Raw genomic sequence first — 19,788 nt, forward strand, 5'->3', positions numbered from 1 at the left:
GCACCGATCTTAGTAATTGGCGACGACATTGACGAAACCTCCTGTCCAGACTGGCAGATTGCCGTTGACGAGCGAGGCCGCTCCAGGCCCGGGAAAGGAAACGCTGAAGCCGGCGGTGAGATAGATGTTGGGGGTCAAGACACGGTTGTATTCGAGGAAGATGTCATCGGCGAGATGCCTGGCCGTGGCACCGGTGATCGCGTTCGGCACGCCCTCGGACGAGTCGTCGACACGCGTCGCCTGGCCGAACTGGATCGGACTGCGCAGTTCATTGACGTCGATATAGGAGTAGCGAAGGGTGAAGGTGTCCCGGGGGTTCGGCGTCACGCGCAGGCTGATCTGGTGAGCGTTGACGTTGGAGTTTATGAAGAGCATCGACGATTTCGACCCGGTCGACCAGGAACTCGGACTGCCCTCGTAGAAGAGGGGGTCGAAGCGCTCGAGTTTCGAGGTCGATGGATCGTCGCCCGAAAATGTCTGGTAGGAATAGGTGATCGTCGGCGCCCATGAATACTCGGTGAAGGTGTAGCCGACCTGAACCCGGCCCGCCCATGCCGCCATGTCGATCCTGTCGTTCCATTCATAGGCGAAGTCGCCACCAACGAAGAAGTCCTCGAGACTCCCCTGCTCGGGGCTGACGCGGCCATAGAGGTTGGTGAAATTCAGGCCGTCGCGGCCTCCCGGCAGGATGCTCGGCGCACCGATGCCGTTGGGCGCGGCTTTGGGGTATGGGGCGTCGGAGTCCAGCACGTGGCCCAACGTGACGCCGGCAAAATTCTCGGGCCCCGCGTCATAGCGAAGGTCGGCGCCGGCGATCCTGGTGTTGCTGTCGGTGTCGGACAGCTCATTGGCGTCAAGAAAGAAGGCGGTACCGGTAAAGCCGTCGATGCCGACCCGCCCGATCGCGGCCTGCTCCCATGCCTTGCGCGGCCCGAGCTTGAGCGCGCCGCGATCGAAGCCGCTGGAGCCGCCATTGGCGAGCAGCATGCCCGTGCCCGCCTTGAACTCGCGCGGTCCGACCGAAATGTCGAATGTTGGGCTGCCGTCCTTGTTGGTGGAGCGAAGGCCGAGATAGCCCTCCTCGAGGGTTATGCGGCCTGTGTTGCCCGTGTCATAGGCGTCGATGCCGAGGGTGCCTGAAGCGACCAGCGAGATCAGGCCATAGGCCGAGACGACGGAGGTGAGTTCCTTGGAGAAGCTCAGGCCGGGTTTGACATAGCCTTCGAGCCAGGTCGGGTTGGCGTTGAACCCGGCGCCCGCCGCGAACGTGTCGGCATAATTCCAGAACAGGTTATGTTCGGAGACGACGTTCAAGCCAGCCTGCAGATGCGCCCTGACCACAAGCCCATCACTGTCCAGCAGCACCATGGGATCATCAGCCAATGCGAGGCTGGGGACAAAGAGAACTTCGGAGAAACAGACAATTGCGACGGGCCATGGTTTATGCCGGCGCATTCGCATCTCCTAATGCAAGCATGTCTGTCATACTCTCGACAAGCCACTGGCATCAGGCACTATAGATCATCATTGACCCTTCTTCCGCACTTTCTGCGACAGATGGATAACGCGGACGAAATACTGTCCGCCGGGGACTTGCTTGCACACGCCGTTTCTGGCTGCCGGCGATGCTTTCCTTGCCGACCTTCATGGCGCGCGCGACGCCACGGTTCGAGGCGACGATGTGCCTTGTTGTTCCCATCGACACGTCCGAGGAACGAACCGGCAATCTCATCGGCTTGCTGTGCGACCGCGCCGCGAGGCTTTCGATCGCCGCATAGGTGCGTCACGCAATGATGTCGGGAATGATCTTGTCTTCCAGCGCCATCAACCGATCCTTCAGGAACAGCTTCTTCTTCTTCATGCGCTGTATCTGGAGCGGGTCGCAATTCATTGCGATCATCGCGTTGATCGCGGCGTCGAAATCGGCATGTTCCTGCTTCAGCCGTGAAAATTCGAGTCGAGTATCGGCCTGTTCCTGATCGGACATTCTCTACCGTGTGCACGTCTGCGGCGCCCAGAACTGGGCCTGATTGGGCGGGGCCGGCGTCTTTTTCAGCCGGCGCGCAGCCCATATCACATTTCGCATTGTCGTGGAATGCTACCACGGATCATTCGACATCGCTTCCGGATGGTGGCACAGTGTCATCGTGCCGTCACAGATGCGACCTGCGGTGGACGTGCCTTTGACGGCTGCAATCGAGGAAAACCATGAAAGGGAGAACCAATCATGTCTCTTGCATCCCATCTTGATGAGTTGCAGCGGAAACACGGCGATATCGAACGCGAGATCGATAATGCGATGAACCATCCGTCGGTCGACGACCTGGAAATCGTGAATCTCAAGCGACGCAAGCTGGCACTCAAGGACGAGATTGAAAAACTGAGGGCTACCAAACACTGACGCCCAGCTGAGATAGCAGCACCACAGTTCGAGATTCCCCGCCGGCGGCTTCGGCCGCCGGATGGTGGTTGTCGATCCTGGTGCACGCGGCCGGAAACCGAACCCGGATTCCGGAGACATTTTTTTGTTGTTCTCGGCCATACGAGATCGAAGTTTTCCGGCTTATCCCTGGTCTGATTTGAAGCAATGGCGACGTGTCGCCATTGACAAGCCAGCCATGCTCCTCCACCTCATGCCCGGACTTTGGCGCGCCGGCCCGCAACCGGATACGGTTTTCGGAGCGACGCGCAGATTCAAAGTGTTGGATAAAGGGTAGCCGGCATGACCGGATATTTTTCCTCTCCGTTTCCGCGCCGGACCTCGGTCGGTGTCGATGTCGGCGGTGTGATGGTTGGCAACGGCGCCCCTGTCGTCGTCCAATCGATGACCAACACCGACACCGCCGATATCGACCAGACGGTCGCGCAGGTCGCGGCGCTGCATCGCGCGGGCTCCGAGATCGTACGCATCACAGTCGACCGTGACGAGAGCGCCGCCGCCGTGCCGCGCATCCATGAGCGCTTGCTCAGGCTCGGCATCAATGTACCGCTGGTGGGCGATTTCCACTATATCGGCCACAAGCTCCTGGCCGATCACCCAGCCTGTGCCGAAGCGCTCGCAAAGTACCGCATCAACCCCGGCAATGTCGGCTTCAGGGACAAGAAGGACCGGCAGTTCGCGGCAATAGTCGAGATGGCGATCCGATACGACAAGCCGGTGCGCATAGGCGTCAACTGGGGTTCGCTCGACCAGGAATTGCTGACCCGGCTGATGGACGACAACCAGGCCCGGGGGTTCCCGCTGACCGCTCAGGAAGTCACCCGCGAAGCGATCGTGCAGTCGGCCATCCTGTCGGCGGAGATGGCCGAGGAGATCGGCCTTGGCCGCGAAAAGATCATCCTGTCGGCCAAGGTCAGCGGCGTGCAGGACCTGATCGCCGTTTACACGGAACTCGCCACCCGCTCCAACCATGCCCTGCATCTCGGCCTCACCGAGGCCGGCATGGGTTCGAAGGGCATCGTCGCGTCTTCCGCAGCGATGGGCATCCTGCTCCAGCAAGGCATCGGCGACACGATCCGCATTTCGCTGACCCCGGAGCCCAATGGCGACCGCACGCGCGAGGTCCAGGTGTCGCAGGAACTGCTGCAGACCATGGGCTTCCGGCAGTTCGTGCCGATCGTCGCCGCTTGCCCCGGCTGTGGCCGCACGACGTCCACGGTGTTCCAGGAACTGGCGCAGAATATCCAGGCGGACCTGCGCAAGAACATGCCGGTTTGGCGCGAAAAATATCCCGGCGTCGAGAACCTCAAGGTCGCGGTGATGGGCTGCATCGTGAACGGTCCCGGTGAGTCGAAGCATGCCGATATCGGCATTTCCCTGCCCGGCACCGGCGAGACGCCGACCGCGCCTGTGTTCGTCGACGGCAAGAAGGCGGCGACGCTGCGCGGACCGTCCATCGCCGCGGATTTCGAGAAGATGGTCGCCGACTATATCGAGCAGCGGTTCGGCCGCGGCAAGGCCGCGGCGGAGTAGGCCTCATGCAGCGTTTCCTCAGGGCGACGCTGGTTCTGCTGTGTGGGCTAGGCTGGTCTACCGTCGTCCAGGCCGATCCGCCCCAATCCGCCAAGCAGCGGCTCATCGACAAGGTTTGCAACCTGATCGAGGCCTATGCCGACCAGAACAGCCTGCCGAAGGATTTCTTCGCCCGGCTGATCTGGAAAGAGAGCCGTTTTGATCCCAATGCGGTGAGCCCGGTTGGCGCGGAGGGAATCGCCCAGTTCATGCCGGGCACCGCCAAGATGCGGGGCCTGGCCAATTCCTTCGACATCACCCAGGCGATCCCGGCCTCGGCAAAATATCTCGCCGAGATGAAAACCACCTATGGCAATCTCGGCCTTGCGGCGGCCGCCTACAACGCCGGCGAGAACCGGGTGTCGCGCTGGCTGAGCTCCGGCGGTTTTTTGCCGATGGAGACCGAAAGCTACGTGTTCGACATCATGGGCGAGCCGGTGGACAAGTTCACCGACACATCCTACCCCGGAACCTCCCGGCCGCTTGACCCCAAGGCGAGTTTCGCCGTCGCCTGCCGCAGGCTGCCGGCGATCATGTCGACGACCGTGGCGATGGCCTCGATCAACGTCATGCCGTGGGGCGTGCAGGTGGCCGGCAATTTCCGCCGCTCCGCCGCGCTGAACCAATGGCTTCGGGTGAGAAGCCGCTTTCCGGCCTTGCTCGCCAATCATGATCCGGTGATCAGCCGGGTGCGCACGCCGATCGGCCGACGCGGCATCTATGCGGTCAGGATCGGGGCCGACACAAGGGCCAATGCCGATACTATCTGCCAGAAACTGCACAGTGTCGGTGGCTCCTGCCTGGTCATGCGCAACCGGTAGAACAGCCGGAAATTCCTGGTGAGGGCAAGTCGGTATGGCCGCCAAGATCATTCTTCTCAATGGCGTTGGCAGTGCCGGCAAAAGCTCGATCGCCAAGGCGCTGCAGACCTTGACCGCCGAGCCCTTCCTGCACGTCCAGATGGATGCTTTTATCGAGATGCTGCCGGAAGCCCTGCAGGACCATGAGGACGGTTTTTCCTATGAAACCGCTGCTGACGACGACAAACCATCCGTTGTCGTCAAAACCGGCGTGGCCGGGGCCCGGGCCTTGCGGGGCATGCGGCACGCCATCGCCGCCATGGCGGGGCAGGGCAACAACCTCATCGTCGACGATGTGCTGTGCGACGGCGAACTGCCGGAATATCTCGAAGTGCTCGCCGCCTTCGACCTTCGTCTGGTTGGCGTGTTGGCGCCACTGAAGGTTCTCGAGGCTCGTGAAGTCCAGCGGGCCGACCGGTTGCCGGGGCTGGCGCGCTGGCAATATGGCCGCGTGCACAAGGGTATCCGCTACGATCTCGAAGTCGACACCAGTCTGCTCACGCCGCTGGAATGCGCCCGTCGCATACAAATGGAATTTCGTTTATAGGCGCCCATCATCTGTCAGGGGCGGTTGCGCTGCCTTCGGCGACCAGCATGGGCTGTAACATGTTCGACGCATATATTATCTGCGGCACGCCGAGAACCGGAAGCACTTTGCTGTGCAAGCTCCTGGCATCCACCGGAGCGGCCGGCGATCCCCACTCATTCTATCGGCGGCAGGACGTGCCGGAGTGGGCCGAAGAGTGGAACTTGCCCGCTCGCGATATGATGGACGAGATTGAATTCAACACGGCCTACCTCGATGCGGCAATCAGTGCCGGCAAGGGTGGCACAGGCGTCTTTGGCCTGCGCCTGATGCGCGAAAACCTGGATGAGCTTTCGGGGATCCTCGATCAGATTTTCCCTGGACTTGCGTCAGACACGGTGCGTTTTGAAAAAGCTTTTGGCCGCGTGCTCTACATACATCTCTCGCGGGAGAACAAACTCGCGCAGGCCATTTCCCTGATCAAGGCGCAGCAGACCGGTCTCTGGCATATCGCTCCTGATGGAACCGAGATCGAAAGGGTCGGACCTCCAAATGAATCGCGGTACGACTTCCAGCGGATCAAACGCGAGGTCGCCCAGCTTGAGGCCTACGATCTGGCCTGGAACAGATGGTTTTCCGAGCAAGGCATAACCCCGCTGCGAATTGGCTACGAACGGCTTTCGGCCAACCCGGCCGCGGCATTGGTGTCAATCTGCGAAGCTCTCGGGATTCGGTCGCCGAATGCCGAGGATGTGAGACCCGGCGTTGCAAAGCTCGCTGATGATACAAGCCTTGACTGGATGCGGCGCTATCGTGTGGACGCAGCCCTCTGAGCCACCGGCAGACGCCCTGGATCAAGCCGTCTTGGCCACCACGGTCTCGCTGAGCCATGTGCCGATCTTCGTTCCCAGACGATCGGGCGAGACCGGCTTCGGCAGATAGTCATCCATGCCGGCCTCGATGCATTTGTCGCGGTCGCCCTTCAGCGCATGCGCGGTGACGCCGATGATCGGTATGTGACTGCCCGTAGGGGCCTCCATTGCGCGGATGGCGCGTGTTGCCTCGTAGCCGTTCATCTCGGGCATCGAGACATCCATCAGGATGAGCTTGGGCCGAAGCGCGCGGTACATTTCGACAGCGGTGCGGCCGTTGCCGGCGATGCGGTAGCTCAGGCCCAGGCCGTTGAGGATCTGCCCGAAAACCAACTGGTTCACGTCGTTGTCCTCGGCGATGAGGATGTCGATCGGCCCGTTTGGCGTCACAGCGGATTCCGGCGCGGCGGAGACCGGCATGACAGGGCCGCGAATGACGGTGAAGGCCGGGGCCGACGGCTGCGCGACGGCTATGGGCTCGCGCACGAACTGTGCCTTGCTGCCCTGCGCGCGGGCCTTCTGCACGACCGAGATGACCGTGCCGAGCAGCACCGCCGAGCGGGCCGGCTTGGTCAGGTGCGCGGCGATGCCGAAGTCGATGATCATCCTGCCGAAGTCGACCTGGTCGACCGACGTCAGCAGCACGACCGGAATGGTGTTCAGCCGGCTGTCGGCGGCAATGGCTCTCGCGACATCCGCGCCATTCATGCCAGGCATCTGATAGTCGAGGATGATGCAGTCGACCGCGGCGCCCAGTTGGCAGGCGCGATCGAGGAAAGCCAGACCGACAGCGCCGCTTTCGGCGGCGGCGCAGTCGAAGCTCCAGCTTCTGAGCTGTTCGAGCAGGATTTCGCGGTTGACCGGATTGTCGTCGATGACCAATACGCGCGCGCCGGTCACATCGACCGGCACGACCTCGTCGCGCTGTTGCGCCTGATGCGCGGGCAGCGGCACCGCGAACCAGAAGACGGACCCGCGGCCGATCTCGCTCTCCACGCCGATCTTGCCACCCATCAGGTCGACGAGACGGGCGGCAATCGCAAGGCCAAGGCCAGTGCCTTCGTGGCGGCGTGTCGAGGAACCATCGACCTGGGCAAACTTCTCGAACACGTTCTGCAGCTTCTCGGCCGGAATGCCGATGCCGGTGTCCTCGACCCGCACCTTGAGCTGAACCACGCCATCGACGGTGTCGCCGCCGACATCGATAAGGACATGGCCTTTCTCCGTGAATTTCACGGCATTGCCGAGCAGGTTGGTGATGATCTGCCGGAACCGTCCGGCGTCGCCGACGACAAAGGCGGGAAGACGCGGGTCGACGCGGACGATCAGTTCCAGGTTCTTCTCGGCGACACGCGCCGACACCAGGGTCGCCACGTCCTCGACCGCTTCGGAAAGGCGAAACGGAGTCGGGTCCAGCGTGAGCTGTCCGGCGTTGATCTTCGAAAAATCGAGGATGTCGTTGATGATGGTCAGCAGTGCATTGCCGGACTTGACGATGACATCGGTGAAGGTCTTCTGGCGCGGCGTAAGCTCGGTCTTGGCAAGCAACTCCGCCATGCCGAGAACCCCATTCATCGGGGTGCGGATCTCATGGCTCATATTGGCCAGGAATTCGGATTTGGCGCGATCGGCGGCTTCTGCCTTGAACAGCGATGCGGCGGATTCGGTGAAGGCTCGCCGGATCGCCTTTTCCATCGGGCGGAAGATCCAGAAGGCAACGATGGCGAGAACGGCAAACAGCAGGCCGCTTGCCCACAACAGCAGCCTGTCGCTGGCGGCATCGGCCAGATGACGCTCGTTGTCCATGGCGGTGCGGACACGGACCAGCATCGGCTGTGCAACCAAGTCGTTCTGGTTGCGGATCTCGCGATAGCTCCACTCGTCGGCCTTCTGCGCCACCGACATCCGGTTGAAATTACGCACCATGTCGCGCGGCGACCAGAACAGATCGCCGTTGACGGACGCGGAATCGAGCTCGTTTACGGTTCGCGTCGACAGGCGCGGCCGTATCGCGGCGATCTGGGCATCGAGTGTCTCGATGTCGCTGGTCAGGCGCTCCGAGTGGCCACGCGCCGATGTGGCGAGCGCATCGCGCGTTTCCGTCTGCCAGGCGGTGCCGGTCGTCTCGGCGAAACTTGTCGCGTTGCGCAAGTCGCGCGTGAAAACCACGAGGTTGCTGCTCACGGCCTCGATGTCGCGACGGAAGGAATTCACCCGATCCAGCGCAACCATGATGGCGGCGGAAGCGAGTGCGAAAATCAACAGTCCTGAAAGGTAGCGGATCCGGATCGACCGGATAAAGGAAGAATATTCCGGCATGCGCAACCCCAACACATACGCATCATTTTAATGATCGGGATTACGCTTCATTTACATTAAAATTTCGTTCGTGGAGCAAAGCCGCGCTTTAGTTGTTGCGGACTGCCACGAATTTGGCGGCTTCCTTCAGAAGTGCCGCGCGTTCGCCATAGGGCTCGAGCAGGACATGGGCCTGGTCGACGAGGCCCTGGAGTTGGCGCCGCGCCCAGGTCGTGCCATGCAGAGCCACCAATGTCGCCTTGCCGGCCGCAGCATCCTTGCCGGTTGCCTTGCCCATCTGGGTGGCGTTGGCCGTCAGATCGAGCAGGTCGTCGGCAAGCTGGAAGGCGAGTCCGATCGCCGAGCCGAATTCAGCCAGCCTTTCGCGGTGTTCGGATGGCGCGCCAGCAGCGATCGCGCCGGCTTCGCAGGCAAAGCGGATCAGTGCCCCCGTCTTCATCGCCTGAAGGCGGATAATGGCCGCCTCGTCCGGCCGATGCCGCTCGGCTTCGAGGTCGAGCATCTGGCCGCCGACCATGCCACCGGCTCCGGCAGCGCGGGAAAGCGCCAGCATCAATGCCACCTTGCGGTCCGGCGGCAGCACGGTCCCCGCATCGGCGATAATGTCAAAGGCCAATGTCAGCAGGGCATCGCCAGCAAGAATGGCGGTCGCCTCGTCAAAGGCCTTGTGCACGGTCGGCTGGCCACGGCGCAAATCGTCGTCATCCATGGCCGGCAGATCGTCATGGATCAACGAGTAGCAATGCATGCATTCAAGCGCCGCCGCCACGCGCCAGGCGGCCTCGCCATCGGCGGAAAACAGGGCCGCACTTTCCATGACAAGGAACGGGCGCAGGCGCTTGCCGCCGTTGAGCACGCCGTGGCGCATGGCCGCCATCAACCGTTCGGGACGGGCGATCTCGCCCGCGAGCGCGCGTCCGTCGAGGATTTGACGCAGTTGCGCCTCGATCGCGGCCGCATGCTCGACAAGGATGGTTTCGAACGCCATTTGATCGTCTTTCGTCATGGCCGGGACGGGTAGCCGACACTCAGACATTGCGCAAGAAGCCAAGCGCCATTATGCCGGGGAGGGGGAGTAGCACGGGTTGGGCGGCTTGACGGAACCGATCGTCGATCACGAAACCGAAGGGCTGGACATGGCGGGGAGACCGAAGGGCGTTAACCGCATCGGTCTCAAACGCTGGGTCCGGCGCGGGATTGCCGTACTCTTCGTGATGGCGCTGATACCGGCCGTGTTGACCTTCCTCTATCTGCCGTCGTTCGTGCATCCGGTTTCGACGCTGATGTTGAAAGACCTGGCGACGTTTTCCGGCTACGACCGCCGCTGGGTTTCGATCGACGACGTGGCACCGGTGCTGGCGCATTCCGTCATCATGTCGGAAGATGGGCAGTTCTGTTTCCACCGCGGCGTCGACCTTGGCGAGTTGAAGGGTGTCGTCGACGACGCGCTGGCCGGCGAGGCGACGCGCGGCGCTTCGACCATCACCATGCAGACGGTGAAGAACCTCTTTCTGTGGGCGCGGCCGCTGGCCACGGTGCGCAAGGTCGTCGAATTGCCGCTCGCCGTCTATTTCGATGCCGTCATGTCGAAGCGGCGCATCATGGAAATCTATCTCAACGTCGCCGAATGGGGGCCAGGCATCTATGGCATCGAGGCCGCCGCCCAGCATCATTTCGGAATTTCGGCCAAGCAGCTGTCACGGCGTCAGGCGGCGCTGCTGGCCGTGACCTTGCCCAACCCGATCGAACGCAATCCGGCAAAGCCCGGTCCGGGTCTCAAACGGCTCGCCAACCTGATCGAGCGGCGGGCGGGCCGATCCGGCGCCTATGTCGGATGTCTCCAGTAGCCAACTCAAAAAAATTCGCGGTGGCGCTGGCCAAAACGGCGCAGGGCGTGTATAGGCACCCGACTTTCTCAGATTCCGGCCCCTGAAACGGCCCTTTCACGAGGGCAGGCGGGGCTTTTTTGACCATGTAATGGAGCATATCCATGGCCGTTCCGAAACGAAAAACCTCCCCGTCCAAGCGCGGCATGCGCCGCTCGGCCGACGCCCTCAAGGCCCCGACCTATGTCGAGGACAAGAATTCCGGCGAAATGCGCCGCCCGCACCACATTGACCTGAAGACCGGCATGTATCGCGGCCGCCAGGTGTTGACGCCCAAGGAAAGCTGAGATCAGCTTTCCTCGAACGTTCGATCTAGACAAAAAGACCGGCCCCTGGCCGGTCTTTTTGCGTTGGCGGTCCATTAAGGGTGCATTATGCGTGCGCATAGCCGCATTTACGGGCATACGACTTCAACGATGTCATCGCCATGATTGCTGGCGAAGCTTCGGCCGGCGGACTTTAATGCCTCCGGGTACTATGTCGTCCGGCCGGGTTCTACGAAAATTCTTGACGGCGAGCGTGCGCCGCATTCTACAGAAGATGCCCCAACCGGAGACGCCAGATGTTCGGAGCCATTCCGCTGCTGATCGTGCCCTTCGTCGTCTACAATCTTGGACTTCTGGGAATATTCGGCGGCGGCGACGATCCATGGGCGACCGAGATATTCTCCGTCCACATGATGTCGGGCGGCGTGTTTTCGATGACCATCGGCGACCTGATTGTGCTGATCGGGCTGGTCTTCTTCTTCGCGGAAATGGTGAAGTCGACGCGCACCACGAATGCGTCGATCATGGACCACCTGCTATCGACCTTCGTCTTCGTGGCGTTCCTGGTGGAGTTCCTGCTGGTGAAAGGCGCGGCTCATTCCGTCTTCTTTACGCTGATGGTCATCGCGCTGATCGACGTGCTGGCCGGTTTCGCCGTGTCGATGCGGTCGGCCAGCCGGGATATCAATTTGAATTAGGGATATCGAGGTTCGGCGCGCGGCTCGTCCTCAGCCTGGGTCGGCGGTGAAGCCGGCAGCCTCGATACCGGCAATTGCGGAGGCTTCGTCATTGTCGGATGTGTCGCCGGAAATGCCGACCGCGCCGATGACCATGCCGGCCTTGTCTCGGATCAGGACGCCGCCGACGACCGGCAGGACACGGCCACCCGAGACATCGGAAATGCCGGCCATCAGGTGCGGGCGCTCCTTGGCGAAGGCTTCCACGCGGCGCGACCCCATGCCGATGGCAAGCGCGCCATAGGCCTTTCCGGCCGACATCTGCGGACGCAGGAACGAGGCGCCGTCCTGGCGCTGGAAGGCGACCAGATGGGCGCCCGCATCAAGCACCGAGACGCCGAGCGGCTTGAGCTTGAGTTCGGTGCCCTTGGCAAAGGCGGCGTCGATGATCTGCTTGGCTTTTTCGAGCGTCAGTGCGGTCATGGGCGATCTCCTCTTGAAATACGTGAATCATTGACCGGGTGCGGGCGGTGCGAAATCCCGGTTTGCGTTGAAATTGCTTCGCCAGAAATGGCGTGATGGCAAAGGCAGGCCGGTGCCGCCCCGACATCCCGCATGATGGACACGGCGTGCCGTCTTCCGCTTCGCGGACTCTGCTGCGTAGTGGTTGGCTGTCTTACTTTTTCTTGGCGCGCGCCGGCTTCTTGGCCGGAACTGCTGGCGCATTGGCGAGGTCTTCCGCTTCCTTGGCGAGGCGCAAAGCTCTCAGCTTGTTGGTCTTGGCCTGCCGGGCATCGCTCTCCGCGACATATTCCGCCATGGCCTTTTGGCGGACCGTGGCGGCTTCTTCCTGCTTCTTGAATCGCAAATCCGCCCGCGCGCGGGCCGTATCCTTAGAGTTCTCAACCAAGGGCTCTATCCAATCCCGTAAATTATGATTTCGGCTCCTTGATAGCAGAGCCGGCCTTTAAATGGAAAAATAACTTGATCAGGCCGGCGCGCCATGCTCCGCGTCTCTCCTGCAGGCGACGACCGCCTCGTAAGCCGCCTGCAGGGTTGCTCCCACATTGACTGGCCGCCCTGTTCGAGAAGCTCGGCCCGGATCGACAGCTCGTCGCTCACCGGCAGCCAGACGCGGCCCCAGGCGCCAAGATGCGCAGGGATCGGCACCAGCGCTGGCGCACGGCTCCCCCACATCGAAGGCAGCGGCCACGAACCGCACCGGGACGATTGGACGATGACAGCCGCCATCTCGCTCATACCAAGGCCAGGTAGAGGCAATGCCAGGGGTTGACGCATGAAGCCTGCGCTAATAGTTAAGTAAATGCTTCAGTGTTAGTTTTCACGAAAACAAGGACGCCAAGCTGGTGTCCCAAGGAACAGACGAGCAGGACAATGACGCTTACGCTCCATTTTCATCCGCTGGCCTCCTTCTGCTGGAAGCCGTTGATCGCGCTTTATGAGAACGACACGCCGTTCACATCGGTCATCGTCGATCTCGGCAACGAGCAGTCGCGAGCCGCTTTCCTGAAATTGTCGCCGTCGGGCAAGATGCCGGCGTTGCGCGACGATGCGCGCGACCGCACGGTGCCGGAATCGACCATCATCGTCGAATATCTGGCCGCCCATTATCCCGGGCCGGTCGAACTGCTTCCCGCCGATGTCGACCTTGCCAGCAAGGTCCGCGTGGCCGACCGCTTCCATGATTTCTACGTGCAGGAGCCGATGCAGAAGATCGTCGGCGACCGGCTGCGACCGGAAGGCAAGACCGATCCGTTCGGTGTCGAACAGGCCCGCGGCCAGTTGCGCAATTCCTATGCATTCCTCGAGCAGGACATGCAGGCAAAGAGCTGGGCGACGGGCGAGACCTTCACCATGGCAGACTGCGCGGCGTCGCCGGCGCTTTTCTACGCCAACAAGGTTGAGCCATTCGGCGACAGATATCCGGCTGTGAAGCGCTATCATGATCGGCTGGTGGCGCGGCCCTCCTTTGCCAGGGTGATCGAGGAAGCGAAGCCTTATTTCCACATGTTCCCTTACAACGACGGTTAGGCCATGCTGCACGATCCGGCCCAGCTCGATCTCATGTTCCAGGCACTTGCCGATCCGGCGCGCCGGCAGATGGTCGACCGCCTGTCGCGCGGCCCGGCCTCGGTCAGCCAACTGGCCGAGCCGCTGGCGATGTCGCTGTCGGCCGTCGTCCAGCATCTGAATGTGCTTGAGGCGAGTGGCCTTGTCCGCACCGAGAAGCTCGGCCGGGTACGCACCTGCCAGATCGAACCGAAGGCGCTGAGAACCGCCGAACACTGGATCAACGAACGGCGCCTGACATGGGAGCGCCGGCTTGACCGGCTCGGCGCCTTTCTTGCCGAACCCAATAACGAGACCGGCGAAAACTGAAGGAGGCCATCATGACCGAACCGTCCGTGACGCATATCAGCTGCGGCGAGGCAGGCTTCAGCGCGGCATTGGCCAATCTGGCGGCGGAGTTCGCACATGAGCCGGCCACAAGTTGACGGCGAAGCCAATGGTCGGCACGGCCGCCATCTCAAGACTGGAGGAGCATCCACTATGCCCGCCCAAAGCAGATCCGAGCTGATCCGCAGCTACTTCGCCGCCTATCAGGCAAACGATCGGGACCTCATAGAGACAGTCCTGACCGATGATTTCACCTTCACCAGCCCTTATGACGATGCCATCGACCGGGCGACCTATTTCGTGCGGTGCTGGCCGAACAGCAACCTCTTCAAGTCGCTTACCATCGAGAGGATCTGCGAGGACGGGGACAGCGCCTTCGTTCTCTACCGTTGCGAAATGCACGACGGCAGAAGTTTCCGTAACACCGAGCTTCATACGTTCCGAGGCGACAGTCTGCGCGGTGTCGAGGTCTATTTCGGCGCTGCCTACAGGGACGGCGTCTTCGTCGCCCAGCAACCTTCAGCCTAGCAGGAGAGCTCCCGTGACCCTTCGATCCGTCGTCCATTCCACCTTCGTCATCGACCGCTTCTATCCGGTGCCACCGGCGAAAGTGTATTTCGCGCTCAGCAATCCGGCGGCCAAGAGGCGCTGGTTCACGGATCCCAGAAATCCGATGCCCAACAGGCATGAGATGGACTTTCGCGTTGGCGGCAAGGAGGTCAATGCCGGCGGACCCAAGGACGGACCGATCCACGTCTACAACGCGACCTATCAGGACATCGTAACGGACCAGCGCATCGTCTACAGCTATGAGATGCTTTTTGGCGAGACCCGCATCTCGGTATCCTTGGCTACGATCGAGTTGCACGCCGAAGGCGAGGGGACGCGGCTGGTGCTGACCGAGCAAGGCGCCTTTCTGGATGGCCATGACAGCTCTGCCACCCGCGAGCACGGCACCCGCGAACTGCTTGACGCGCTGGGTGCGGCGCTATCGGCGGAAGCCTGAGTCCGGATACTGGTATCCGGGGCGCCTTAAAGCGGGCGGCGATTTCGCCATTCAAGCGAGGCGTCAAGCACTCATGCATGTCCTCGTCTCAAAACCGCTGCCCGCTTTTGAGAGAAAGGCATCAGGTTTCCCAGAACTGATCGAGCCAGAGGTTCAGCTTCAGGAAACCGGCATTGCTCACCGTATAGACCCGCCTTGTGCCTTCCGGCTTGGCGTTGACCAGGCCGGCATCGAGCAGCACCTTCAGATGCTGGGAGACCGCGGGGCGCGACACCGGCAGTCCGGCGGCCAATTCGTTGACGGTCTTCGGGCCGCGCCGGAGTTCTTCCAAGAGATGGCGCCGGTTGGGATCGGCAATCGCCATGAAGGCGTCGGAAAACATCATGCCTTATTTGTGAGGCAAAGCTTTTCGAATCTCAACCGTTGGTTTCAGCTTTTCTTCGCGGGTCAAGCCGCAAGGCTTCCGGCGTGACCGAACGGTCGGCCGGCTGTGTCTTGAAGGCGTCGCGGTCTCCGATCGGCACCGGGGCGCGGCGGCTGATGCGCAGCAGCGTATAGCCAGCGAGACTGAGATGTGCGAACGCCGTCGCCAGGAACAGGCCTTCCGGCCGCACCCATCCCATCAGGGCCGCGCCCAGCAACGGACCGATCATCGTGCCGAAACCATAGAGCAGCAGCAGGCCGCCCGAAACCTTGACGAAATCCTCGGATCGCGCGTGGTCGTTGGCGTGGGCGACGGCGATCGAATAGAGCGTGTAGGCAAAAGCGCCGTAGGCGGCCGTGCAGATCAGGACCAAGATGCCCGAGCGCGGCGCCAGCAGGAAGATCGCAAGCGCGAACAGCGCCGCGCCGAAAGCCGCGCCCGCCAGCACGAAGCGTCGGTCGGTCTTGTCGGACAGGCGCCCGGCGGGAAGCTGCATGGCGGCGCCGGCGACGACGACGAGGCTCATCATCAAGGCGATCTCCGCCGTGGAGATGCCAATGCGCGCGCCGTACACCGCGCCAAGCGTGCCCCATGCGCCATTGGCAATACCAACCAGCAGGCAAGCGACCGCAGACACTGGCGAATTGGCATAAAGGCCTTTGACGTCAAGCTTGACGTCCTGCAACGCCTTGGGATGCGACGCCGTCGAAACGGCGGTTGGAATGAGCGACAGGCAAAACAGGATGCCGGTGATCATGAACAGCGAGGCGGACCGCACGTCGCCGCCGGCGACGATCATCTGCCCGCCCATGATCGAGGCATAGGTGACCATCATATAGAGGCCGAAGACAGTGCCTCGGTTCTCGTTGGTCGCCTTTTCGTTCAGCCAGCTCTCGATCACCATGAAGGCGCCGGCCATGGTGAAGCCGGTGAAGGCGCGCAGCAGGATCCAGACATACTCGTCGATGATGAGGCCAGTCAGCAGCGCCACGATCGCTCCCGATGCGGCGAAGGCGCCGAAGGCCCGCACATGACCGGCCCGGCGCACAATGCGCGGGGCAAAGAAGCAGCCGGTGACGAAGCCACCCGCCCAGGCCGTACCCATAAGGCCAAGCGATGCTGTCGAGAACCCCTCCAACTGTCCCCGCAGCGGCAGCAGCAGGCCGTGCAAGCCGGATGCCGCCAGCAGGAACGCAGTGCCGCGAAGCAGCGAGAGGATCGGTCGATAGGCTGCGAACATGTTTTGATCCGGCTGGAGTTTGCTGAAGCGCAGGGTCTGAAGATATCCGCATTCCGGCTTTTCGGCGGCGTCGAACCGGCGCCTTTGAAACTATCCGCGGCGGAATAATGCTTCGGCCGCGGACTTCGTGCTGTCCTTGGCCTTGAGCTCGGCTTCCAATCGGGCGATCTCGTCTCGCAGGATGCCGATCCGCTCCGACAATTCGCCGACGGAAAGCAGGGACAGGTCCTGCCCGATCTCGTGCGTGCGTGCTTTTTTCCTGGGTTCGTCGTCGAAGATCGCCATCGTCGCTCCTCCCTGATTTGGCTATTTGCCTGATTTGGCAATGAGCATACATAGGGCATGGGTACGGATGCAAACATCCGGCAAGATTCGGAGCCGGCAAGCGTATGGCAGCCGGCAAGAGTATGGCGGCAGTCTGGCGAACCAGGGATGGAAGCAAGCATGGCGAATGGACAGAAAATTCCGGCGAAGATGACGGCCATCGCGATCTCGGAACCCGGCGGTCCTCGGGTGCTGAAGCCCGAAACACGTGATGTGCCGCGGCCCGGCCCCGGTGAAATCCTGATCAGGGTGCGCGCAGCGGGCGTCAACCGGCCCGACGTGCAGCAGCGCAAGGGCGCCTATCCGCCGCCGCCCGGTGCGTCGGACCTGCCCGGCCTCGAGGCGTCGGGCGAAGTGGCGGCCCTTGGCGACGAGATGTCACGCTGGCGCCTCGGCGACCGTGTTTGCGCGCTGACGCCCGGTGGTGGATATGCCGAGTACGTCAAGGTGCATGCCGGCAGCGTCCTGCCGCTGCCGGCCGGCTTCACCCATACCGAGGCGGCGGCTGTGCCGGAAAACTATTTCACGGTCTGGCACAATGTGTTCGAGCGCGGCGGCCTGAAGCGCGGCGAGACCTTGCTTGTCCATGGCGGCTCGTCGGGCATCGGCACCACGGCCATCCAGCTTGCCGCCGCGTTCGGCGCCTATGTCATCACCACGGCCGGCAGCAAGGAGAAATGCGACGCCTGCCTGAAACTGGGGGCGGATCGCGCGATCAACTACCGGGAAGAGGATTTCGTCGCGGCGGTCAAGGATGCAACAGGAGGCAAGGGCGCCAATGTGATCCTCGACATGGTCGGCGGCGACTATGTGGCGAGGAACTATGAGGCCGCGGCGATCGAAGGCCGAATCGTCCAGATCGCGGTGCAGGGCGGGGCCGTGGCGAGCGCCGATTTCAGCAAGATCATGGTCAAGCGGCTTGTCCATACCGGCTCGACGCTCAGGCCACGCACAGTCGAGTTCAAGGCGGCCATAGCCGCTGCATTGGAGGCTCAGGTGTGGCCGCTGCTCGGCACCCGCAAGGTTGCCCCGGTCATGGACATGATCTTCCCGCTCACCGATGCGTGGCGGGCGCATGAGCGCATGGAGGACGGAGAGCATATCGGCAAGATCGTGCTCGACGTCGGCTGACAGCGGCATCACCGGGGCTTCGTCGTCAAGCTGACGGGGCGAGACCCGCCCGAGGTTCTGGCCCCTGCCCACAAAGTGAACAAAGGCTTAATGCTGCAATGCAGCATTTGCATCATTGCTATGCAAAATCAGCCATTCAACTCCTGATCGGTGACGCCTATTTGAGCATCACCGAAACGAACAACCGTCTGGAGGACCACCATGAACCCGATCCGTGCTTTCCGTAACTGGCGCATGTACAACGAAACCGTGCGCGAATTGAACCGGCTCAACACCCGCCAGCTCAACGATCTCGGCATCAACCGCGCCGACATCGAGAAGATCGCCCGCCGCGCGATCTGATTTCCAGAACCGCCTCTGGGCGAGACCCAAGCCAGAGCCGCACGAGACGGGTTTCCCGTCGCCGGTTCCGAGCCCGCTGGACACTGTCCGGCGGGTTTTGTCGTTTTTGGCCCAAGGTAGCATCCGCCAACAATCGAACAACGAGCATGCGGAGGCTGATTTTCGATGCCGCCGAGACGATACTGGCACGCTCCGCAAGCCTGCTTCGTGCGAGGAGCCGGACCGACCGGGACTGCTTGTCTCCGTCGCGCCGTTCGTCCACGCCCCAGCCTACGGCCTGGCACCTGAACATTGTGCGATGATCATGCTTCGGGACGTCTCATTCAAGATGAGCGACGGTTTTGCCGACCATATTCGTGCCCTGTTCGAGCTGACGCCGGCCGAAGCCGCGCTGGCCGCGGCTCTTGCCGCCGGATATTCCCTGAAGGACGCGGCCGCGAGTTCCAGCATCACCGTCAAGACCAGCCGGACATATCTCGAAAGGATATTCGCCAAGGCCATGACCCGCCAGCATAGCCAGCTCGTCGCACTGCTCAAAAGCACCGAGCGGTTTCGCTGAGAATGGCGGGGTGGCCAAGGCGGGCTGTGATAGTGCCGGCCCTCTGATCAACGAGGCTCAGCGACCTCTCGGAGGGCGAGCCCATCACTTCCGCCAAAAGCGTTGCGAAACGCCTTGAGAGCGGTTATACAGACCGCGAATTTCCCATTTTGGTGGCCCTAAACCACCGCCCGCGCGGGAACGCGGGCGAACGAGAAGGATTTTTAAAATGGCCAATACGCTGTTGATGCCTAAGGCGACCGCCGTCTGGCTGGTCGACAACACCGCGCTTTCCTTCGAGCAGATCGCGCAGTTCTGCGGTTTGCATCCGCTCGAGGTCAAGGCGATCGCCGACGGCGAATCGGCCCAGGGCATCAAGGGCATGGACCCGATCATGACCGGCCAGCTGACCCGCGATGAGATCGCGCGTGCCGAAAAAGACCCGAACCAGCGCCTGAAGCTCTCCGACCCCAAGGTGCGGGTGCCGGAATCCAAGCGCAAGGGGCCGCGATACACGCCATTGTCGAAGCGTCAGGATCGCCCCAACGCCATTCTCTGGCTGGTGCGCAACCATCCCGAGCTCAAGGATGCGCAGATTTCGCGCCTTGTCGGCACCACCAAGTCGACGATCGAGCAGATCCGCGAGCGCAAGCACTGGAACTCGGCCAATCTGCAGCCGATGGACCCGGTGACGCTGGGCCTTGCCTCTCAGATCGACCTCGACATGGAAGTCAACCGCGCTTCGCGTGGCCGCGAACAGGCGCAGCCGGTTGGTGACACGCTGCTGCCGGCGGCGTTGACCGAGCGCCTGGTGCCAACGCCGGAGAAGCCGAAGGACGAGGATGCGGAGCTCGACGCCAACGCCGTCTTCGCCAAGCTCTCGGCGCTGAAGTCCAAGAATACGGACGCCGACGACGACGAGTAAGCAAAGATCGGCCACAGACGAT

General features: G+C 62.1%; 26 protein-coding genes and 1 pseudogene. 17 read left to right on the forward strand and 10 right to left on the reverse strand.

Going from position 1 to position 19,788, the window contains the following annotated elements:
* Positions 1 to 9: 9 nt before the first annotated feature.
* Positions 10 to 1,455: an alginate export family protein gene (locus ACO07C_RS20120; RefSeq protein ID WP_421915909.1), complete on the reverse strand. Its 1,446-nt coding sequence runs from the start codon at positions 1,453 to 1,455 to the stop codon at positions 10 to 12.
* Positions 1,456 to 1,625: 170 nt separating this feature from the next.
* On the opposite strand from ACO07C_RS20120, the gene ACO07C_RS20125 reads away from it, so the two are divergent.
* Positions 1,626 to 1,778 carry a hypothetical protein gene (locus tag ACO07C_RS20125; RefSeq protein WP_421915910.1) on the forward strand — a complete coding sequence of 51 codons (153 nt, stop codon included), beginning with the start codon at positions 1,626 to 1,628 and terminating at the stop codon, positions 1,776 to 1,778.
* A gap of 5 nt (positions 1,779 to 1,783) precedes the next feature.
* On the opposite strand, the gene ACO07C_RS20130 is transcribed toward ACO07C_RS20125, so the two are convergent.
* Entirely contained in the window at positions 1,784 to 1,987 is a 204-nt protein-coding gene (locus ACO07C_RS20130; RefSeq protein WP_421915911.1) for a YdcH family protein, read from the reverse strand.
* A gap of 240 nt (positions 1,988 to 2,227) precedes the next feature.
* On the opposite strand from ACO07C_RS20130, the gene ACO07C_RS20135 reads away from it, so the two are divergent.
* The 5 genes from ACO07C_RS20135 (at position 2,228) to ACO07C_RS20155 (ending at position 6,231) form a co-directional block, all read left to right on the forward strand.
* The gene (locus ACO07C_RS20135; RefSeq protein ID WP_421915912.1) at positions 2,228 to 2,401 is read left to right on the forward strand and encodes a YdcH family protein; all 174 of its coding nucleotides are present in this window, start codon (positions 2,228 to 2,230) and stop codon (positions 2,399 to 2,401) included.
* A gap of 321 nt (positions 2,402 to 2,722) precedes the next feature.
* On the forward strand, positions 2,723 to 3,973 hold the full coding sequence (gene ispG, locus ACO07C_RS20140; RefSeq protein ID WP_421915913.1) for a flavodoxin-dependent (E)-4-hydroxy-3-methylbut-2-enyl-diphosphate synthase: 1,251 nt from the start codon (positions 2,723 to 2,725) through the stop codon (positions 3,971 to 3,973).
* 5 nt (positions 3,974 to 3,978) lie between these two features.
* Positions 3,979 to 4,833 carry a lytic transglycosylase domain-containing protein gene (locus ACO07C_RS20145; RefSeq protein ID WP_421915914.1) on the forward strand — a complete coding sequence of 285 codons (855 nt, stop codon included), beginning with the start codon at positions 3,979 to 3,981 and terminating at the stop codon, positions 4,831 to 4,833.
* Between the two features lie 34 nt (positions 4,834 to 4,867).
* The gene (locus ACO07C_RS20150; protein ID WP_421915915.1) at positions 4,868 to 5,419 is read left to right on the forward strand and encodes a chloramphenicol phosphotransferase CPT family protein; all 552 of its coding nucleotides are present in this window, start codon (positions 4,868 to 4,870) and stop codon (positions 5,417 to 5,419) included.
* Positions 5,420 to 5,478: 59 nt separating this feature from the next.
* The gene (locus ACO07C_RS20155; RefSeq protein ID WP_421915916.1) at positions 5,479 to 6,231 is read left to right on the forward strand and encodes a Stf0 family sulfotransferase; all 753 of its coding nucleotides are present in this window, start codon (positions 5,479 to 5,481) and stop codon (positions 6,229 to 6,231) included.
* Positions 6,232 to 6,252: 21 nt separating this feature from the next.
* Here ACO07C_RS20155 and ACO07C_RS20160 read toward each other — a convergent pair whose 3' ends face one another.
* Together ACO07C_RS20160 and ACO07C_RS20165 are read right to left on the reverse strand one after the other, a co-directional pair.
* Positions 6,253 to 8,589: a response regulator gene (locus ACO07C_RS20160; RefSeq protein WP_421915917.1), complete on the reverse strand. Its 2,337-nt coding sequence runs from the start codon at positions 8,587 to 8,589 to the stop codon at positions 6,253 to 6,255.
* Between the two features lie 88 nt (positions 8,590 to 8,677).
* Complete coding sequence (locus ACO07C_RS20165) at positions 8,678 to 9,595, reverse strand: polyprenyl synthetase family protein (RefSeq protein ID WP_421915918.1); 918 nt, start codon at positions 9,593 to 9,595, stop codon at positions 8,678 to 8,680.
* A gap of 79 nt (positions 9,596 to 9,674) precedes the next feature.
* Between ACO07C_RS20165 and ACO07C_RS20170 the strand changes: the two genes are divergently transcribed.
* The 3 genes from ACO07C_RS20170 to ACO07C_RS20180 all read left to right on the forward strand — a co-directional run bounded on the left by ACO07C_RS20170 (position 9,675) and on the right by ACO07C_RS20180 (position 11,439).
* Positions 9,675 to 10,436 (forward strand): biosynthetic peptidoglycan transglycosylase, encoded by a 762-nt coding sequence (locus tag ACO07C_RS20170; protein ID WP_421915919.1) that lies wholly within the window; start codon positions 9,675 to 9,677, stop codon positions 10,434 to 10,436.
* Between the two features lie 143 nt (positions 10,437 to 10,579).
* Positions 10,580 to 10,762 carry a 50S ribosomal protein L32 gene (rpmF, locus tag ACO07C_RS20175; RefSeq protein WP_008834724.1) on the forward strand — a complete coding sequence of 61 codons (183 nt, stop codon included), beginning with the start codon at positions 10,580 to 10,582 and terminating at the stop codon, positions 10,760 to 10,762.
* A 275-nt stretch (positions 10,763 to 11,037) separates the two neighbouring features.
* Entirely contained in the window at positions 11,038 to 11,439 is a 402-nt protein-coding gene (locus ACO07C_RS20180; RefSeq protein WP_421915920.1) for a hypothetical protein, read from the forward strand.
* Positions 11,440 to 11,469: 30 nt separating this feature from the next.
* On the opposite strand, the gene ACO07C_RS20185 is transcribed toward ACO07C_RS20180, so the two are convergent.
* The 3 genes and pseudogenes from ACO07C_RS20185 to ACO07C_RS20195 all read right to left on the reverse strand — a co-directional run.
* Positions 11,470 to 11,901: a GlcG/HbpS family heme-binding protein gene (locus ACO07C_RS20185; RefSeq protein ID WP_421915921.1), complete on the reverse strand. Its 432-nt coding sequence runs from the start codon at positions 11,899 to 11,901 to the stop codon at positions 11,470 to 11,472.
* Positions 11,902 to 12,094: 193 nt separating this feature from the next.
* Entirely contained in the window at positions 12,095 to 12,328 is a 234-nt protein-coding gene (locus ACO07C_RS20190) for a hypothetical protein (protein ID WP_421915922.1), read from the reverse strand.
* Between the two features lie 146 nt (positions 12,329 to 12,474).
* Positions 12,475 to 12,600: pseudogene (locus ACO07C_RS20195) on the reverse strand (transcriptional regulator); the annotation flags it as partial.
* A gap of 213 nt (positions 12,601 to 12,813) precedes the next feature.
* Between ACO07C_RS20195 and ACO07C_RS20200 the strand changes: the two are divergent.
* The 4 genes from ACO07C_RS20200 (at position 12,814) to ACO07C_RS20215 (ending at position 14,842) form a co-directional block, all read left to right on the forward strand.
* Positions 12,814 to 13,470, forward strand: a complete 657-nt coding sequence (locus ACO07C_RS20200) for a glutathione S-transferase family protein (protein WP_421915923.1) — start codon at positions 12,814 to 12,816, stop codon at positions 13,468 to 13,470.
* A 3-nt stretch (positions 13,471 to 13,473) separates the two neighbouring features.
* A complete protein-coding gene (locus tag ACO07C_RS20205; RefSeq protein WP_421915924.1) occupies positions 13,474 to 13,818 on the forward strand; it encodes an ArsR/SmtB family transcription factor in 345 nt (114 codons plus the stop codon).
* A gap of 171 nt (positions 13,819 to 13,989) precedes the next feature.
* Positions 13,990 to 14,364, forward strand: a complete 375-nt coding sequence (locus tag ACO07C_RS20210) for a nuclear transport factor 2 family protein (protein ID WP_421915925.1) — start codon at positions 13,990 to 13,992, stop codon at positions 14,362 to 14,364.
* Between the two features lie 13 nt (positions 14,365 to 14,377).
* Entirely contained in the window at positions 14,378 to 14,842 is a 465-nt protein-coding gene (locus ACO07C_RS20215) for an SRPBCC family protein (protein ID WP_421915926.1), read from the forward strand.
* 121 nt (positions 14,843 to 14,963) lie between these two features.
* Here the strand turns inward: ACO07C_RS20215 and ACO07C_RS20220 are convergent, their stop codons facing one another.
* The 3 genes from ACO07C_RS20220 to ACO07C_RS20230 form a co-directional block, all read right to left on the reverse strand.
* On the reverse strand, positions 14,964 to 15,227 hold the full coding sequence (locus ACO07C_RS20220) for an ArsR/SmtB family transcription factor (RefSeq protein ID WP_227344874.1): 264 nt from the start codon (positions 15,225 to 15,227) through the stop codon (positions 14,964 to 14,966).
* A 31-nt stretch (positions 15,228 to 15,258) separates the two neighbouring features.
* On the reverse strand, positions 15,259 to 16,506 hold the full coding sequence (locus ACO07C_RS20225; protein WP_421915927.1) for an MFS transporter: 1,248 nt from the start codon (positions 16,504 to 16,506) through the stop codon (positions 15,259 to 15,261).
* Between the two features lie 90 nt (positions 16,507 to 16,596).
* Complete coding sequence (locus ACO07C_RS20230) at positions 16,597 to 16,791, reverse strand: DUF1192 domain-containing protein (protein ID WP_421915928.1); 195 nt, start codon at positions 16,789 to 16,791, stop codon at positions 16,597 to 16,599.
* A gap of 159 nt (positions 16,792 to 16,950) precedes the next feature.
* On the opposite strand from ACO07C_RS20230, the gene ACO07C_RS20235 reads away from it, so the two are divergent.
* From ACO07C_RS20235 to ACO07C_RS20250, 4 genes are all read left to right on the forward strand, one after another.
* The gene (locus ACO07C_RS20235) at positions 16,951 to 17,961 is read left to right on the forward strand and encodes an NAD(P)H-quinone oxidoreductase (RefSeq protein WP_421915929.1); all 1,011 of its coding nucleotides are present in this window, start codon (positions 16,951 to 16,953) and stop codon (positions 17,959 to 17,961) included.
* Positions 17,962 to 18,162: 201 nt separating this feature from the next.
* Complete coding sequence (locus ACO07C_RS20240; protein ID WP_354464958.1) at positions 18,163 to 18,303, forward strand: DUF1127 domain-containing protein; 141 nt, start codon at positions 18,163 to 18,165, stop codon at positions 18,301 to 18,303.
* Between the two features lie 328 nt (positions 18,304 to 18,631).
* Positions 18,632 to 18,862, forward strand: coding sequence for a hypothetical protein (locus tag ACO07C_RS20245; protein ID WP_421915930.1), 231 nt, complete (start codon positions 18,632 to 18,634; stop codon positions 18,860 to 18,862).
* A gap of 208 nt (positions 18,863 to 19,070) precedes the next feature.
* The gene (locus tag ACO07C_RS20250) at positions 19,071 to 19,766 is read left to right on the forward strand and encodes a DUF1013 domain-containing protein (protein WP_421915931.1); all 696 of its coding nucleotides are present in this window, start codon (positions 19,071 to 19,073) and stop codon (positions 19,764 to 19,766) included.
* Positions 19,767 to 19,788: the final 22 nt, after the last annotated feature.

Origin of the sequence: Mesorhizobium sp. (assembly GCF_965229135.1) — a bacterium.
GTDB lineage: Bacteria > Pseudomonadota > Alphaproteobacteria > Rhizobiales > Rhizobiaceae > Mesorhizobium.

Coding starts and splice junctions, on each gene's coding strand:
- ACO07C_RS20120 (WP_421915909.1), bottom strand. CDS start 1,455: ATGCGCCGGCATAAACCATGGCCCGTCGCAATTGTCTGTTTCTCCGAA.
- ACO07C_RS20125 (WP_421915910.1), top strand. CDS start 1,626: ATGCTTTCCTTGCCGACCTTCATGGCGCGCGCGACGCCACGGTTCGAG.
- ACO07C_RS20130 (WP_421915911.1), bottom strand. CDS start 1,987: ATGTCCGATCAGGAACAGGCCGATACTCGACTCGAATTTTCACGGCTG.
- ACO07C_RS20135 (WP_421915912.1), top strand. CDS start 2,228: ATGTCTCTTGCATCCCATCTTGATGAGTTGCAGCGGAAACACGGCGAT.
- ispG (WP_421915913.1), top strand. CDS start 2,723: ATGACCGGATATTTTTCCTCTCCGTTTCCGCGCCGGACCTCGGTCGGT.
- ACO07C_RS20145 (WP_421915914.1), top strand. CDS start 3,979: ATGCAGCGTTTCCTCAGGGCGACGCTGGTTCTGCTGTGTGGGCTAGGC.
- ACO07C_RS20150 (WP_421915915.1), top strand. CDS start 4,868: ATGGCCGCCAAGATCATTCTTCTCAATGGCGTTGGCAGTGCCGGCAAA.
- ACO07C_RS20155 (WP_421915916.1), top strand. CDS start 5,479: ATGTTCGACGCATATATTATCTGCGGCACGCCGAGAACCGGAAGCACT.
- ACO07C_RS20160 (WP_421915917.1), bottom strand. CDS start 8,589: ATGCCGGAATATTCTTCCTTTATCCGGTCGATCCGGATCCGCTACCTT.
- ACO07C_RS20165 (WP_421915918.1), bottom strand. CDS start 9,595: ATGACGAAAGACGATCAAATGGCGTTCGAAACCATCCTTGTCGAGCAT.
- rpmF (WP_008834724.1), top strand. CDS start 10,580: ATGGCCGTTCCGAAACGAAAAACCTCCCCGTCCAAGCGCGGCATGCGC.
- ACO07C_RS20180 (WP_421915920.1), top strand. CDS start 11,038: ATGTTCGGAGCCATTCCGCTGCTGATCGTGCCCTTCGTCGTCTACAAT.
- ACO07C_RS20185 (WP_421915921.1), bottom strand. CDS start 11,901: ATGACCGCACTGACGCTCGAAAAAGCCAAGCAGATCATCGACGCCGCC.
- ACO07C_RS20200 (WP_421915923.1), top strand. CDS start 12,814: ATGACGCTTACGCTCCATTTTCATCCGCTGGCCTCCTTCTGCTGGAAG.
- ACO07C_RS20205 (WP_421915924.1), top strand. CDS start 13,474: ATGCTGCACGATCCGGCCCAGCTCGATCTCATGTTCCAGGCACTTGCC.
- ACO07C_RS20210 (WP_421915925.1), top strand. CDS start 13,990: ATGCCCGCCCAAAGCAGATCCGAGCTGATCCGCAGCTACTTCGCCGCC.
- ACO07C_RS20220 (WP_227344874.1), bottom strand. CDS start 15,227: ATGATGTTTTCCGACGCCTTCATGGCGATTGCCGATCCCAACCGGCGC.
- ACO07C_RS20225 (WP_421915927.1), bottom strand. CDS start 16,506: ATGTTCGCAGCCTATCGACCGATCCTCTCGCTGCTTCGCGGCACTGCG.
- ACO07C_RS20230 (WP_421915928.1), bottom strand. CDS start 16,791: ATGGCGATCTTCGACGACGAACCCAGGAAAAAAGCACGCACGCACGAG.
- ACO07C_RS20235 (WP_421915929.1), top strand. CDS start 16,951: ATGGCGAATGGACAGAAAATTCCGGCGAAGATGACGGCCATCGCGATC.
- ACO07C_RS20240 (WP_354464958.1), top strand. CDS start 18,163: ATGAACCCGATCCGTGCTTTCCGTAACTGGCGCATGTACAACGAAACC.
- ACO07C_RS20245 (WP_421915930.1), top strand. CDS start 18,632: ATGAGCGACGGTTTTGCCGACCATATTCGTGCCCTGTTCGAGCTGACG.
- ACO07C_RS20250 (WP_421915931.1), top strand. CDS start 19,071: ATGGCCAATACGCTGTTGATGCCTAAGGCGACCGCCGTCTGGCTGGTC.